This window comes from Kitasatospora sp. NPDC002522 (assembly GCF_053595195.1).
This window is the reverse complement of record NZ_JBSFXE010000021.1, coordinates 59,550-73,865: the sequence shown is the minus strand read 5'-3', so window position 1 is coordinate 73,865 and position 14,316 is coordinate 59,550. Positions and strand designations below refer to the sequence as shown.

Below are 14,316 nucleotides of genomic sequence, written 5' to 3'. Positions count from 1 at the left end.
GCTGAGTCGGGCGCCGCCGGTCGGCGGTCGGGCCCGGCAGGGCGTCGGCGCTCCTGCCGGGCCGGCGCCGGTTACGGCATGGCGTGCAGGTGGGAGCCGATGGTGGTGGCGACCGGGTTGCCCGCCGAGGCGTCCCAGTTGGTGGACCAGGTCATCGCGCCGCCGATGCCCGGCCAGGTCCGGCTGGGCTTGAAGGTGCCGCAGTTGGTGCCGGCGGCCAGGCAGTCCAGCGCCGCGTTGACGGTCGCCGGGCTGGTGTAGCCGCCGCCCGCCGCACTGGTGGAGGCGGGCACGCCCAGGCCGACCTGGCCCGGGTCGAGGCCGCCCTGGAGCTGGATGCAGGCCAGCGCGGTGAGGAAGTTCTCGGTGCCCTGGGCGTAGACGTTGCCGTCGCAGCCGAGCATCGTGCCGCTGTTGTAGTACTGCATGTTGACGATGGTGAGGATGTCCTTGGTGGCCAGCGCCAGCTTGAAGTACTCGCCGCCGGTGGACTGCATGTCGATGGTCTGCGGGGCCATGGTCAGGACGAAGCCGGAGCCGACCTTGCTCGCCAGCGAGTGCAGCGCCTGCGACATGTAGGTGGAGTTGACGCCGTTCTCCAGGTCGATGTCGACGCCGTCGAAGCCGTAGGTCTGGATCAGGCTGTAGGCGGAGTCGGCGAAGTTGGTCGCGGCGGCGGAACTGGCCACCGAGATCGTGCCGTTCTGGCCGCCGACCGAGACGATCACCTTCTTGCCGGCCGCCCGCTTCGCCGCGATGTCGGCCTTGAACTGGGCCTCGGTGTAGCCGTTCAGCTTGGACGACAGCGTGGAGTCCAGGGTGAAGCCGATCGCGCCCTGGGTGCTGGTGGCGTCCGCGAAGGCCACCGCGATGATGTCGTACGCGGCCGGGACGTCACTGATCCGCTGCGGGGTGGCGCCGTTGTAGAAGTTCTGCCAGTAGCCGGTCAGCCGGTGCTTCCCGGGAGGCGGCGGGGGAGTGGTCGGCGAGCTGCTGGGCGAGGTCGAGACGGAGGGCGACGGGGAGGGCGAGGTGGACGTGGAGGTGGACGGCCGCGGCGAGGAGGCGGTGGCCGAGGGGCTGGGCGAGCCGCTGCCCGGGCCGACCAGGGAGACCTTGTCCACCAGGTAGGCGGCCTGGCCGTACCAGCCGTGGAACCACACCGAGACCGAGGTGGTCGAGGCGCCGGTGGTGAAGGTGGTGGTCAGCGTCGACCAGCCGGTGCCGCTGGTCCAGGTGGACGGGTCGGTGCCGCCGGTGCCGGTGGCCCCGAGGAAGGTGTAGGGGCCCTGCACCACCGCGGTCAGCGTGTAGGTGGAGTTGGGGAGCACGGCGACCTGCTGGGTGCAGCCGGCGTAGTCCTGGCCGGCCGGGGTGCCCTGCAGGTCCCAGCCGGTGCCGGAGTTGTTCACCGCGGCGACGGTCGGGCCGCAGACCCACGGGCTGATGTGGTTGCCGGCGCTGAAGTCGCCGTTCTGGATCACGTCCACGTTGGCGGCCGTGGCCGTCCCGGTGCCTGCCATCAGCAGGCCGACCAGGGCGAGGACGACGGACAGCAGCCCGGCGAGCAGGGTCCGCTGGGTGCGGGGTCGGTGATGTGGTGCACGCATGCCATCTCCATGTGGGGGAGTGTCGATGGGTGGTGCGGTGCGGGGAGCGGTGGGGGAGCGACTCACACGGTGGAGTAGACCAATTCCGGTGTCAAGAGGGCCCGTTGAGGGTTGGCGCGCGCACGGTCGGGTACGGCCGCCGGTCGGTCTTAGACTTGCGGGGTGAGCGACAAGGCCGAGCCCAACCCCTACACCGTCCGCCCCGCCGAAGCCGGCGGGACCGACTCCGAACTGCGCGCCGTCGAGGCCGAGCTGGCCGGCCGCTGGCCGGAGAACAAGCTGGAGCCCTCGCTGACGCGGATCGAGGCGCTGATGGACATCCTCGGCCAGCCGCAGCGCGCCTATCCCTCGATCCACATCACCGGCACCAACGGCAAGACGTCCACCGCGCGGATGGTCGAGCAGCTGCTCGGCTCCTTCGAACTGCGCACCGGCCGCTACACCTCGCCGCACGTGGAGTCGGTCACCGAGCGGATCAGCCTGGACGGCGCGCCGATCAGCCCGGAGAAGTTCGTCGAGACGTACCGCGACATCGAGCCCTACGTGCAGATGGTGGACGCGGCGCAGCCGGTCGCGATGTCCTTCTTCGAGGTGCTCACCGGCATGGCCTACGCCGCCTTCGCCGACGCGCCGGTGGACGTCGCGGTGGTCGAGGTCGGCATGGGCGGCTCCTGGGACGCCACCAACGTGATCGACGCCCAGGTCTCGGTGATCACCCCGATCGGCCTGGACCACACCGACAAGCTCGGCGACACCACCGGCAAGATCGCGGTGGAGAAGTCCGGGATCGTCAAGGCCGGCGCGCTCGCCGTGGTCGCCCAGCAGCCGCTGGACGCCGCCGAGACCATCCTGCGCCGCGCCGTCGAGGTGGAGGCCACCGTCGCCCGCGAGGGCATGGAGTTCGGCGTGATCCGCCGCGAGGTCGCGGTCGGCGGACAGCTGGTCACCCTGCGCGGCCTCGGCGGCCACGAGTACCAGGACCTCTTCCTGCCGCTGCACGGCGACTACCAGGCGCACAACGCGGCGCTCGCGCTGGCGGCCGTGGAGGCGTTCTTCGGCGTCGGCCAGGGCGGCGCCGAGCACCTGGACGAGGACAAGGTCCGGATCGCGTTCTCCGGCGTCTCCTCGCCGGGCCGCCTGGAGGTGGTCCGGCGCAGCCCCACCGTGATCCTGGACGCCGCGCACAACCCGCACGGCGCGCAGGCCACGGTCGCCGCGCTCGGCGAGGCGTTCGGCTTCACCAAGCTGGTCGGCGTGATCGCCACCAGCGGCGACAAGGACGTCTCCGGGTTCCTGGAGGCCTTCGAGCCGGTGCTCGCCGAGGTGGTCATCACCCAGAACTCCACCCACCGGGCGATGCCGGTCGACCGGCTCGCCGCGCTCGCGGTGGAGGTCTTCGGCGAGGACCGGGTCCAGGTCGAGCCCCGCCTCGACGACGCCATCGACGCCGCGGTCACCCTCGCCGAGGAGGAGGACCTCGGCGGCGCCGGTGTCCTGGTCACCGGCTCCGTCATCACGGTGGGCGAGGCGCGCCTACTGTTCGGAAGGAAGTAACCCGCCGATGCGCACCCTGTGCTCCTCCACCCTGATCGGCGAGGCCCTGCTGATCATGTTCGCCGGCCTGGTCGCGATGAAGCTCACCGACGTCGGCACCGGCACCATCTGGGCGGTCAGCGGCACCGCGATGCTGCTCTGCGTGCTGCTCTGCGGCGTGATCACCCGGCCCGGCGCGGTCTGGGTCGGCTGGGCGCTCCAACTCGGCGTGCTGGCCAGCGGACTGGTGCTCCCGACGATGTACGGCTTCGGCCTGGTCTTCGGCGGCCTGTGGTGGTGCTCGGTGCACTACGGACGCAAGATCGACGTCATCAAGGCGGAGCGCGCCGCGGCCGCCGCCGCGCCCGCGCCCGCGCTCTGACCGGGCTGGTCAACGGGGCGGCCTCCTGGCCGGGGTAGTGTCTGGGACATACACCAGGCACGACCGAACAACCAGGAGCCGCACCGTGTCCCAGCGCACTCTCGTCCTGCTCAAGCCCGACGCCGTGAAGCGCGGCCTGGCCGGCGAGATCATCAGCCGGATCGAGCGCAAGGCCGGCTGGCGGTTCGCTGCGATCGAGCTTCGCACCTTCGACCGGGCCACCCTGGAGCAGCACTACGCCGAGCACGTCGGCCGCCCGTTCTACGAGCCGCTGCTGGAGTTCATGACCTCCGGCCCGTCGATCGCGCTGATCGTCGAGGGCGAGAACGTCGTCCCCGGCATCCGGGTGCTGGCCGGCGCCACCGACCCGCTGCAGGCCGGCGCGGGCACCATCCGCGGCGACTACGCGACGATCACCCGCGAGAACCTGATCCACGCCTCGGACTCGCCGGAGTCGGCCGAGCGCGAGATCAAGATCTTCTTCCCCGCCCACGCGTGACGTTCCGGTAGGGATTCCGCGTCCGGACGTGTGGGTGCCGTGGGACTTCCCGGCACCCGCGCGTCCGGGTGTTCGGGCTGGTGAGAGCCTGGTTCCACCATCTGAGCGTTAATCCTCAAATCACGGAACCCCACCCCCCGACACGGCGTCCCAATGCCATGAGAAGCCGTACCGCCGCCGGAGAATGGGCGGCATGCCGTACCCGCCGCTCGTGCTGACCGGCGTGACTACGATGGACCCCAACTCACGGGCCCGGCGCGGTTGCTCAGCCGCCGTCAGCCCTCGCGCGGGCCCGCGCGGCCGGCCCGCCCTGCGCCCTTGATCCGAACTCGGGAAGGCACTCGACATCCCATGGCGAACAACCTGTCGTTCATCGGCCGGGACCTGGCGATCGACCTCGGCACCGCGAACACACTGGTGTACGTCAGGGGCAAGGGCATCGTGCTGAACGAGCCCTCGGTGGTGGCGGTCAACACCAACACCGGCGGGATCCTCGCGGTGGGCGCCGAGGCGAAGAAGATGATCGGCCGCACCCCGGGCAACATCGTGGCGATCCGCCCGCTCAAGGACGGCGTCATCGCCGACTTCGAGATCACCGAGCGGATGCTGCGCTACTTCATCCTGAAGATCCACCGCCGCCGCTACCTGGCCCGCCCGCGGGTCGTGGTCTGCGTGCCGTCCGGCATCACCGGGGTGGAGCGCCGCGCGGTGATCGAGGCCAGCTCGCAGGCCGGCGCCCGCCAGGTGCACATCATCGAGGAGCCGATGGCCGCGGCGATCGGCGCGGGCCTGCCGGTGCACGAGCCGACCGGCAACATGGTGGTCGACATCGGCGGCGGCACCACCGAGGTGGCGGTGATCTCGCTCGGCGGGATCGTCACCGCCCAGTCGCTGCGGGTGGCCGGCGACGAGCTGGACAACGCGATCGTCCAGCACATCAAGAAGGAGTACAGCCTGCTGCTCGGCGAGCGCAGCGCCGAGCAGATCAAGATGTCGATCGGCTCCGCCTTCGGCAGCGAGGGCGAGAAGGACGAGCACGCCGAGATCCGCGGCCGCGACCTGGTCTCCGGCCTGCCGAAGACCGTGGTGATCTCGGCCGCCGAGGTCCGCGAGGCGATCGACGAGCCGGTGAACTCGATCATCGACTCGGTGAAGACCACCCTCGACCAGTGCCCGCCGGAGCTGGCGGGCGACGTGATGGACCGCGGCATCGTGCTCACCGGCGGCGGCGCCCTGCTGCGCGGCCTCGACGAGCGGCTGCGCCGGGAGACCGGCATGCCGATCCACATCGCGGAGAACCCGCTCGACTCGGTGGCGCTCGGCGCCGGCAAGTGCGTCGAGGAGTTCGAGGCGCTGCAGCAGGTCCTCGACGCGCAGCCGCGTCGTTAAGCATCCCAACTGAACAAGACTCAGCTGACGGACACTCAGCACGAAGGGGCAGCACCAGCACCGTGAGGGACACCCGAGAGAGCCGACTGCTGCTGGTCTTGCTGGTCGCCGTCGCCTTCGCGCTGATCACCGTGGACATCAAGGGCGGCGAGTCCTCGCCGCTCGGCGGGGCCCGGCGGGCCGCCGCCTCGGTGCTCGGCCCGGTGGAGAACGTCGCGGCCGGTGCCGTCGACCCGGTCGCCGGGTACATCCGGGCGATCCGCGACGCCGGCACCCACCAGCAGCGCCTGGACCAGATCACCCGCGAGAACACCGAGCTGCGGCAGAAGCTGGCGTCCTCGGACGCCGCGGTCGGCCGCACCAAGCAGCTCGACGAGCTGCTGCGCACCGCGGGCTCCGGCGGCTACACCATCAAGGCCGCCCAGGTGATCGCGATCGGCGCCGCCCAGGGCTTCTCCTGGACCATCACCATCGACGCCGGCAGCGACGACGGCCTGACCCGCGACATGACCGTGATCGACGGCCAGGGCCTGGTCGGCCGGGTCACCACCGTCGCGCCGACCACCGCCACCGTGCTGCTCGCCTCCGACCCCGGCTTCACCGCCGGCGTCCGGCTGGAGGGCAGCGACGAGATCGGCTTCGCCGCCGGACAGGGCACCGCCCCGATGAAGATCCAGCTGCTGAACGGCCGCGCCCAGGTCAAGCCCGGCGACCGGCTGGTCACCTTCGGCTCGCACAGCGGCCGCCCGTTCGTGCCGGGCGTCCCGGTCGGCACGGTCAGCGAGGTCCAGGCCACCCCGGGCCAGCTCACCAAGACCATCCTGGTCCAGCCGTACGTGCAGTTCACCCGCCTCGACCTGGTCGGCGTGGTGGTCGTCCCGCCGCGCACCGACCCGCGGGACGCCGTGCTGCCGCCCGTGCCCGCCGCGTCCGCCGCCAGCAACCCGCAGGCGCCGATCGCCGCCGTACCGCCCACCACCGGGGGACACTGATGCCGCGTCTGAACCGGATCCTGCTCTCCGCCGTCCTGCTGCTGGTCGCCCTGGTGCTCCAGGTCAGCGTGCTGGGCCGGCTCCAACTGCCCGGCGCCACCCCGGACCTGCTGATGCTGGTGGTGGTCGGCCTGGCCCTGGTCTACGGCCCGAAGGGCGGCTGCCTGGTCGGCTTCGGCGCCGGCCTGCTCGCCGACTTCGCCCCGCCGTCCGACCACGCGATCGGCCGCTACGCCCTGGTGCTCTGCCTGGTCGGCTACGCCGCCGGCCTGCTCAAGCCGGACGGCGGCCGGCAGCGCTCCGCGCTCAGCGCGCTCGCCGTGGTGGCCGGCGCCGCGGTGGTCTCCACCCTGCTGTACGCCGCGGTCGGCGCCCTGGTCGGCGACACCGCCGCCCGGCACGTCGGCCTCACCGGGCTGGTGATCAGCGCGCTGCTCTACGACGTGCTGCTGGCCCCGTTCACGGTCCCGCTGGTGATGCTGCTGGCCCGCCGCTTCGACGGCGACCGGGTGGTCAACGAATCGGCGCGCGGCGCCGACGGCGGCTCCGGCCTCGGCTCGCTGGGCCGCTACCGGACCACCCGCGAGGCCTCGCCCATGCCCACCTACAAGAAGAAGCGCGCGCTCGGCCTCGCCAAGCGCCCCTGAGCCGGGACGGAGCCCCGCGCAACGTGAGTAACATCCCCGAGACCGGCCGGACCCAGCGGGTGACGATCCGTCTGGTGGTGCTCCAGGTGCTGGTGCTGTCGCTGCTCGCCACCCTCGGCGGCCGGCTGTGGTACCTGCAGGTCCGCAACGGCAAGGAGTTCACCGCCCAGGCCCAGGGCAACCACATCCGCGAGGTGGTGGAGCCCGCCGTCCGCGGCGAGATCCTGGACGCCTCCGGACGCATCCTGGCCGGCAACGAGACCAAGCTGGTGGTGTCGGTCTCCCGCACCTCGCTGCTGCAGCAGAAGGACCACGGCAAGGCCGTGCTGACCCGGCTGGCGGAGGTCCTCGGCGTGCCCGCCGACGACGTGCGCAACAAGGTCCGCCTGTGCGACGCCAAGACGCCGCAGCCGTGCTGGAACGGCTCGCCCTACCAGCCGATCCCGGTCACCCAGCAGGCCACCACGCAGCAGGCGATGCAGATAATGGAACGCCGCGAGGACTTCCCCGGCGTCACCGCCCAGCCCACCGCGACCCGCCGCTACACCGGCGTCGAGGGCGCCAGCGCCGCGCAGATCCTCGGCTACCTGTCGCCGGTCACCGACGACGAGGTCACCAAGACCGCCGACAAGACCGGCCGCGAGCGCCGGCTGCCCTCCGACCAGATCGGCCGGGCCGGCCTGGAGTCGGTCTACGACGACGACCTGCGCGGCACCACCGGCGTCGACCGGCTGGAGGTCGACAACCTCGGCCGGGTGATCGGCAGCGCCGGCACCACCCCCGCGCAGTCCGGCAACAACCTGGTCACCTCGATCGACGCCCGGGTGCAGAAGGTGGTCGAGGACCAGCTGGCGCAGGCGATGGCCGAAGCCCGCAAGGTGTACGACAAGGAGACCCAGAAGAACTACGAGGCCGACTCCGGCGCGGCCGTCGTCATGGACGTGCACACCGGCCGGATCGTCGCGATGGCCAGCGCCCCCACCTACGACCCCAACCTGTGGGTCGGCGGCATCTCCGCCAAGGACTACCAGGCGCTGAACAGCAAGGACTCCAACTACCCGCTGATCAACCGGGCCATACAGGGTCAGTCCGCGCCCGGCTCCACCTTCAAGGTGATCTCCACGACCGCCGCCGTGCAGGCCGGGTACTCCCTGAACGGGCACTACCCGTGCCCCAAGTCGCTGACCATCGGCGGCCGCGAGTTCAAGAACTTCGAGTCCGAGAGCTTCGGTGACATCTCGCTGGAGAAGGCCCTGGAGGTCTCCTGCGACACCGTCTTCTACGGCCTGGCCTACGACCAGTGGATGAAGGACGGCGGTCTCAAGCCCAAGAAGGACGCCGGCGACTGGTTCTTCAAGACCGCCCACCAGTTCGGCCTGGGCGCCAAGACCGGCATCGACCTGCCGGGCGAGGTGACCGGCCGGGTGCCCGACCGGCAGTGGAAGCAGTCGTACTACGACGCCATGAAGCAGTCCTGGTGCGACCAGGCGGCCAAGGGCGGCCACGAGTACGCCGACGAGATCGCCCGCGAGAACTGCGCCGACGGCAACCAGATGCGCGCCGGTGACATGGTCAACTTCGCCATCGGCCAGGGCGACACCCTGGTCACCCCGCTGCAGATGGCCCGGGTCTACGCGGCGCTCGCCAACGGCGGCACGCTGTACCGGCCCACCATCGGCAAGGCGGTCGTCAGCCCCAGCGGCGCGCTGGTGCGCGACATCGCCCCGCACGAGGACGGCAAGATCCCCGCCCAGGGCCAGCTGCTGCAGTACATCGACCAGGCCACCGCCGGCGTCATCACCAGCGGCACCGCCGCCTGGAAGTTCACCGGCGCGGGCTGGCCGCAGGGCAAGATCGAGCTGCACGCCAAGACCGGCACCGCCGAGGTCGCCGGCAAGCAGACCACCTCCTGGCTGACCACCTACAGCAAGGACTACGCGGTGGTCATGACGATCAGTCAGGGCGGCACCGGCTCCGGCGGCTCCGGCGACTCGGTGCGCCGGATCTACCAGGCGCTGTACGGCGTCGACGACAAGGGCAACATCGACAACGCCAAGGCGCTGCTCCCGCAGCCGCAGGCACAGCTGCCCAAGTTCAACCCGGACGGCACCGCGATCATCCAGGCCGCGTACACCTACGAGACCGGCGCGACCTTCCTCGACCCGGCCCCGCCGGCCGGCGCCGACGCCCCCGCCACCGTGCTGCTGGCCGCCGTCGAACCCACCCGCACCGGGTACGGAAGGGGCAGGGCATGACCTCCTACGGCTCGTACCGCACCGTCCGGCTCGCCCCCCGGCGCAACTCCTTCGCCAAGGTGATGGCCAAGGACTCCCCGCTGCGCCGGCTCGACTGGATCATGATCCTGGCGGCGCTCGGGCTGTCCCTGATCGGCTCGATGCTGGTCTGGTCCGCCACCCGCGGCCGCGACCAGCTCACCCACGGCGACCCGCAGTACTTCCTGTACCGGCACCTGACCAACCTGCTGATCGGCGTCGCGCTGTGCACGGTGGTCGTGGTGGCCGGCACCCGGCGGCTGCGCACGGTGGTGCCGTTCGTCTACCTGGCCGTGGTGCTGATGCTGTTCGCGGTGCTCAGCCCGCTCGGCTCGACCATCAACGGCGCGCACTCCTGGATCCAGTTCGGCGGCGGCTTCTCCATCCAGCCCGCCGAGTTCGCCAAGCTGGCGATCGTGCTGGGGATGTCCGTGGTGCTCTCCGCCCGGGTCGACGCCGGCGAACGCGAGTTCCCCACCGGCCGCAGCGTGCTGCAGGCGCTCGGCCTCGCCGCCTTCCCGATGGCCGTGGTCATGCTGATGCCGGACCTCGGCTCGGTGATGGTGATGGCGGTCGTCGTGCTCGGCGTGCTGCTCGCCTCCGGCGCCTCCAACAAGTGGGTGTTCGGCCTGCTCGGCGGCGGCGCGGCCGGGGCGCTGGCGATCTGGCAGCTCGGGGTGCTCAGCAAGTACCAGGTCGACCGGTTCGCGGCCTTCGCCAACCCCGCGCTCGACCCGGCCGGCGTCGGCTACAACACCGCCCAGGCCCGGATCGCCATCGGCTCCGGCGGCCTCACCGGCATGGGCCTGTTCCACGGCACCCAGACCACCGGCCAGTTCGTCCCCGAGCAGCAGACCGACTTCGTGTTCAGCGTGGCCGGCGAGGAACTCGGCTTCGTCGGCGGCCTGGTGATGATCGGCCTGCTCGGCGTCATCCTCTGGCGCGCCTGCCGGATAGCGCGCCAGGCCACCGACCTGTACGGCACGATCCTGGCCGCGGGCGTGGTCACCTGGTTCGCCTTCCAGGCCTTCGAGAACATCGGGATGAACCTCGGCATCATGCCGGTGGCGGGCATCCCGCTGCCCTTCGTCTCCTACGGCGGCTCGTCGATGTTCGCGGTCTGGATCGCCGTCGGACTGCTCCAGTCGGTCCGCTCCCAGCGGCCGATAGGGATCTAGGCGATCGGGATCCGGGCCTGCGCGCGGAAACGGTGACCCTCGGGGCTCGGCTACCCTGAAGGGTCACCTCGTTTTCTGCCGTAAAGGTCCTTGCGCATGACTGTCGAATCGGTCTTCCCACGCCTGGAGGCCCTCCTCCCGCACGTCCAGAAGCCGATCCAGTACGTCGGTGGCGAGCTCAACTCGACCGTCAAGGACTGGGATTCCTGTGACGTGCGGTGGGCGCTGATGTACCCGGACGCCTACGAGGTCGGGCTGCCCAACCAGGGCACGATGATCCTCTACGAGGTGCTCAACGAGCGCGAGGGCGTGCTCGCCGAGCGCAGCTACAGCGTCTGGCCCGACCTGGAAGCGCTGATGCGCGAGCACGGCGTCCCGCAGTTCACCGTGGACGCGCACCGCCCGATCAAGGCCTTCGACGTCTTCGGGCTGTCGTTCTCCACCGAGCTCGGCTACACCAACATGCTGACCGCGCTCGACCTCGCGGGCATCCCGCTGCTCGCCGCGGACCGCACCATGGACGACCCGGTGGTGCTGGCCGGCGGGCACGCCGCGTTCAACCCCGAGCCGATCGCCGACTTCATCGACGCCGCCGTGATCGGCGACGGCGAGCAGGCCGTGCTCGACATCACCGACATCGTCCGCGCCTGGAAGGCCGAGGGCCGCCCCGGCGGTCGCGACGAACTGCTGCTGCGCCTGGCGAAGACCGGCGGGGTGTACATCCCGCGCTTCTACGACGTCGAGTACCTGCCGGACGGCCGGATCGGCCGCGTGGTGCCCAACCGCCCCGGCGTCCCGTGGCGGGTCTCCAAGCACACCGTCATGGACCTCGACGAGTGGCCCTACCCCAAGCAGCCGCTGGTCCCGCTCGCCGAGACCGTGCACGAGCGGATGTCGGTGGAGATCTTCCGCGGCTGCACCCGCGGCTGCCGCTTCTGCCAGGCCGGCATGATCACGCGCCCCGTGCGGGAGCGAAGCATCACCGGCATCGGCGAGATGGTCGAGGCGGGCCTGAAGGCCACCGGCTTCGAGGAGGTCGGCCTGCTCTCGCTGTCCTCCGCCGACCACTCCGAGATCGCCGACATCACCAAGGGCCTGGCCGACCGCTACGCCGCGGACAAGGTCGGCCTGTCGCTGCCCTCCACCCGGGTCGACGCCTTCAACATCGACCTCGCCAACGAGCTCTCCCGCAACGGCCGCCGCTCCGGCCTGACCTTCGCCCCCGAAGGCGGCTCCGAGCGGATCCGCAAGGTCATCAACAAGATGGTGTCCGAGGAGGACCTCATCAACACGGTGGCCACCGCGTACGGCAACGGCTGGCGCCAGGTGAAGCTGTACTTCATGTGCGGCCTGCCCACCGAGACCGACGAGGACGTGCTGCAGATCGGCGAGATGGCGAAGAACGTCATCGCCAAGGGCCGCGAGGTCACCGGCACCAACGACATCCGCTGCACCGTCTCCATCGGCGGCTTCGTGCCCAAGCCGCACACCCCGTTCCAGTGGGCGCCGCAGCTGTCCGCCGAGGCGACCGACGAGCGGCTGGCCAAGCTCCGCGACTCGATCCGCGGTGACCGCAAGTACGGCAAGAACATCGGCTTCCGCTACCACGACGGCAAGCCCGGCATCGTCGAGGGCCTGCTCTCCCGCGGCGACCGCCGGCTCGGCGCCGTGATCCGCGCCGTCTACGAGGACGGCGGCCGGTTCGACGGCTGGCGCGAGCACTTCTCCTACGACCGCTGGATGGCGTCCGCCGCCAAGGGCCTGACCGGCACCGGCGTCGACGTCGACTGGTACACCACCCGCGAGCGCACCTACGAGGAGGTCCTGCCCTGGGACCACCTCGACAGCGGCCTCGACAAGGACTGGCTGTGGGAGGACTGGCAGGACGCCCTCGAGGAGGTCGAGGTCGAGGACTGCCGCTGGACCCCGTGCTTCGACTGCGGCGTCTGCCCGCAGATGGACACCCACATCCAGGTCGGCCCGACCGGCAAGAAGCTCCTCCCGCTGACGGTCGTCAACAGCTGACACCCCCTCACCTCGAACGCCCCCGGCGCACCCCCTGCGCCGGGGGCGTTCGCGTGCCGTACCATCGCCCGATCGGTCGACGGGGGAGTGACGGTGGGTCAGGAGTCGCAGGGGTGCCTGGTCGCGGTGGTGCGGCCGGTCGTGGTCGCCGTGGTGGTGCCGGTGCGGCTGCTGTGGGAGCTGGCCGTGCTGGTCGGCCGGGGGCTCTGGTGGCTGCTCGAGCGGGTGGTGGGGCGACCGCTGGACCTGCTGTGGCGGTACGTGCTGGCACCGCTGGGGAACTGGCTGATCGTCATACCGCTGCGCTGGCTGCTGCGCTGGGTGGTGGTGCCCCTCGCGCAGTGGCTGTGGCGCTACGTGCTGGCCCCGCTCGGACGCGTGCTGCGCGCGGTCGCGGTGCGGGTCGCGAAGGTGGTGCGCCGGCTGTGGCACCGGGTCGCGGTGCCGATCGGGCGGGTGCTGTACCACCTGCTGTGGGTTCCGCTGCGGTGGCTGTGGCGGACGCTGCTGTTCCCGGTGCTGCGCGCGCTGTGGCTGGCGTTCCTGTGGTCGTGGCGGATCGGCGGCCGGATCTGGCGCTTCACCGTGGTGCGGCCCTGCCGCTGGGTGCGCCGGGAGGTCTGGTGGCCGGTCAGGGCGGAGATCCGCCGGGTGGCCCGGGAGGTACGGCGGACGCTGCTGGGCTGAACCAGCGCGTACCCTGGTGACGACAGAGTCCGGCCGGAGCCGCAACCGGCGTGAGGCCGGACGGGGACAACTGACGAAGGACTGAGCTCCCTGGCACGCCGCACGCCCGACGGTCCGCCGCCCGCGCCGACGGTGCAGCGCATCCGTCTCCGCTACACCAAGCGCGGTCGTCTGCGCTTCACCAGCCACCGGGACTTCCAGCGGGCGTTCGAGCGCGCGCTCCGCCGCTCGGCCGTCCCGATGGCCTACTCCGCGGGCTTCACCCCGCACCCCAAGGTCTCCTACGCGAACGCCGCCCCGACCGGCACCGCCAGCGAGGCCGAGTACCTGGAGATCGGCCTCGCCGAGACCCGCGACCCCGAGGCGCTGCGCCGCCAGCTGGACGAGTCGCTGCCGCCCGGCCTGGACATCACCGACGCCGTCGAGGTCCGCACCGCCAACTTCGTGGAGCGCCTGGAGGCCTCCGAATGGCTGCTGCGCCTGCCCGGCGTCGAGCCCGCCGAGGCCGAGAAGGCCGCCGCGGTGTTCCTCGCCGCCGACGCGGTCGAGGTGCAGCGGATGACCAAGAACGGCCTGCGCACCTTCGACGCGCGCGCCGCGGTCGCCGCCATGGAACTCCTCCCCGAGGGCTCCGTGCAGGTCGGGATCGGTGACGACACCGGCGCGGACGGTGCAGACGATGTTCGCAATGGCGCTCCCTGTGCGATACTGCGCCTGGTAGTACGACACGCCACACCCGCCGTACGACCCGACGACGTATTGTCCGGTCTCCGTTCGACGGCCGACCTCGCGCCGCCGGTCCCCGCAGAGGTGACCAGGCTGGCGCAGGGGCCGCTCGACGAGCAGACCGGCACGGTGACCGACCCGCTGGCGCTCGACCGCGCCGCGGCCGAGGCCGGCCGCTAGGCCGACCTGCCGCGCGCAACCGCCGTCCGCCGAGTGGGCGGGAGCGCAGGCACGGAGCACACCTCCGCGCCTGCGGCTCCCCGGCCCCCGCGGCTCCCCAGGGGAGCGAGCGTCGTCGCGCGCAGGCCCGGCCACCCCTCGGCCCGGCCCTTGAAAACTGAGAAGACTGGTCAGACCAGAAGACTTTTCGACACC

The 14,316-nt window shown here is 71.4% G+C and carries 12 protein-coding genes; 11 read left to right on the top strand and 1 reads right to left on the bottom strand.

The genetic code is table 11. The annotated features are described in order from the left end of the window. Nucleotides 1-71: 71 nt before the first annotated feature. Complete coding sequence (locus ACWD4U_RS19360; RefSeq protein WP_363452579.1) at nucleotides 72-1,610, bottom strand: chitinase; 1,539 nt, start codon at nucleotides 1,608-1,610, stop codon at nucleotides 72-74. Between the two features lie 162 nt (nucleotides 1,611-1,772). Between ACWD4U_RS19360 and folC the strand changes: the two genes are divergently transcribed. The 11 genes from folC (at nucleotide 1,773) to ACWD4U_RS19305 (ending at nucleotide 14,121) form a co-directional block, all read left to right on the top strand. Further along, on the top strand, nucleotides 1,773-3,164 hold the full coding sequence (gene folC / locus ACWD4U_RS19355) for a bifunctional tetrahydrofolate synthase/dihydrofolate synthase (protein WP_363452577.1): 1,392 nt from the start codon (nucleotides 1,773-1,775) through the stop codon (nucleotides 3,162-3,164). Between the two features lie 7 nt (nucleotides 3,165-3,171). Continuing rightward, entirely contained in the window at nucleotides 3,172-3,525 is a 354-nt protein-coding gene (locus ACWD4U_RS19350) for a DUF4233 domain-containing protein (RefSeq protein ID WP_363452575.1), read from the top strand. Nucleotides 3,526-3,610: 85 nt separating this feature from the next. Beyond that, nucleotides 3,611-4,024 (top strand): nucleoside-diphosphate kinase, encoded by a 414-nt coding sequence (gene ndk, locus ACWD4U_RS19345; protein WP_363452573.1) that lies wholly within the window; start codon nucleotides 3,611-3,613, stop codon nucleotides 4,022-4,024. 363 nt (nucleotides 4,025-4,387) lie between these two features. Next, nucleotides 4,388-5,413, top strand: coding sequence for a rod shape-determining protein (locus tag ACWD4U_RS19340; protein ID WP_363452678.1), 1,026 nt, complete (start codon nucleotides 4,388-4,390; stop codon nucleotides 5,411-5,413). A gap of 62 nt (nucleotides 5,414-5,475) precedes the next feature. Then, nucleotides 5,476-6,405 carry a rod shape-determining protein MreC gene (mreC, locus tag ACWD4U_RS19335; RefSeq protein ID WP_363452571.1) on the top strand — a complete coding sequence of 310 codons (930 nt, stop codon included), beginning with the start codon at nucleotides 5,476-5,478 and terminating at the stop codon, nucleotides 6,403-6,405. Then, nucleotides 6,405-7,052 (top strand): rod shape-determining protein MreD, encoded by a 648-nt coding sequence (gene mreD / locus ACWD4U_RS19330; protein ID WP_363452569.1) that lies wholly within the window; start codon nucleotides 6,405-6,407, stop codon nucleotides 7,050-7,052. Before mreC ends, mreD begins: the two co-directional genes overlap by 1 nt. Before the next feature lie 23 nt (nucleotides 7,053-7,075). After that, nucleotides 7,076-9,307 (top strand): penicillin-binding protein 2, encoded by a 2,232-nt coding sequence (mrdA, locus tag ACWD4U_RS19325; protein ID WP_363452567.1) that lies wholly within the window; start codon nucleotides 7,076-7,078, stop codon nucleotides 9,305-9,307. Nucleotides 9,308-9,369: 62 nt separating this feature from the next. Further along, nucleotides 9,370-10,503 (top strand): rod shape-determining protein RodA, encoded by a 1,134-nt coding sequence (gene rodA, locus ACWD4U_RS19320; protein ID WP_449787244.1) that lies wholly within the window; start codon nucleotides 9,370-9,372, stop codon nucleotides 10,501-10,503. Nucleotides 10,504-10,599: 96 nt separating this feature from the next. Beyond that, nucleotides 10,600-12,528 carry a TIGR03960 family B12-binding radical SAM protein gene (locus ACWD4U_RS19315; protein WP_363452562.1) on the top strand — a complete coding sequence of 643 codons (1,929 nt, stop codon included), beginning with the start codon at nucleotides 10,600-10,602 and terminating at the stop codon, nucleotides 12,526-12,528. Nucleotides 12,529-12,621: 93 nt separating this feature from the next. Further along, nucleotides 12,622-13,215 (top strand): hypothetical protein, encoded by a 594-nt coding sequence (locus tag ACWD4U_RS19310; protein ID WP_363452559.1) that lies wholly within the window; start codon nucleotides 12,622-12,624, stop codon nucleotides 13,213-13,215. A gap of 132 nt (nucleotides 13,216-13,347) precedes the next feature. Next, nucleotides 13,348-14,121, top strand: coding sequence for a TIGR03936 family radical SAM-associated protein (locus ACWD4U_RS19305; protein ID WP_363452557.1), 774 nt, complete (start codon nucleotides 13,348-13,350; stop codon nucleotides 14,119-14,121). Nucleotides 14,122-14,316 lie beyond the last annotated feature (195 nt).

Coding starts and splice junctions, on each gene's coding strand:
- ACWD4U_RS19360 (WP_363452579.1), bottom strand. CDS start 1,610: ATGCGTGCACCACATCACCGACCCCGCACCCAGCGGACCCTGCTCGCC.
- ACWD4U_RS19350 (WP_363452575.1), top strand. CDS start 3,172: ATGCGCACCCTGTGCTCCTCCACCCTGATCGGCGAGGCCCTGCTGATC.
- mreD (WP_363452569.1), top strand. CDS start 6,405: ATGCCGCGTCTGAACCGGATCCTGCTCTCCGCCGTCCTGCTGCTGGTC.
- rodA (WP_449787244.1), top strand. CDS start 9,370: ATGGCCAAGGACTCCCCGCTGCGCCGGCTCGACTGGATCATGATCCTG.
- ACWD4U_RS19315 (WP_363452562.1), top strand. CDS start 10,600: ATGACTGTCGAATCGGTCTTCCCACGCCTGGAGGCCCTCCTCCCGCAC.